The 335-nt window shown below is 33.1% G+C and carries 1 protein-coding gene; it reads left to right on the forward strand.

Going from position 1 to position 335, the window contains the following annotated elements:
• Positions 1–37 precede the first annotated feature (37 nt).
• Positions 38–292: a hypothetical protein gene (locus tag CP355_RS10145; protein WP_233187046.1), complete on the forward strand. Its 255-nt coding sequence runs from the start codon at positions 38–40 to the stop codon at positions 290–292.
• Positions 293–335 lie beyond the last annotated feature (43 nt).

Raw genomic sequence — 335 nt, forward strand, 5'->3', positions numbered from 1 at the left:
AATGGACTTTTTTTAATATTTGAACGAAGTGTTCAATTTGATTTTACAATCCGCCAAAGAATTACAACAAAAACTAAAGATTAAAATTTATAACTTTGTGCGTACACGTAAACAACCAAGTATTACTGTGCGAAGAAGAAAATATTTTAAGCCGGCTGTTGCTAAATTAATTATTGGTAATGTACAAGATTACGCAGATGCAATTGAACGTCGCGCTAAGGAAGCCCCAGCTAAAGAGGATGCTACTGATAAGAAGCCAGCTTCTAAATCTAAGCGGGTTCTAAGTGTATAATTTTTTACGGTAAGTTGAATAAATAATTAAAAAAGCCCAAGTC

It is taken from the genome of Lactobacillus sp. UMNPBX4 (assembly GCF_002554115.1).
Lineage (GTDB): Bacteria > Bacillota > Bacilli > Lactobacillales > Lactobacillaceae > Lactobacillus > Lactobacillus gallinarum.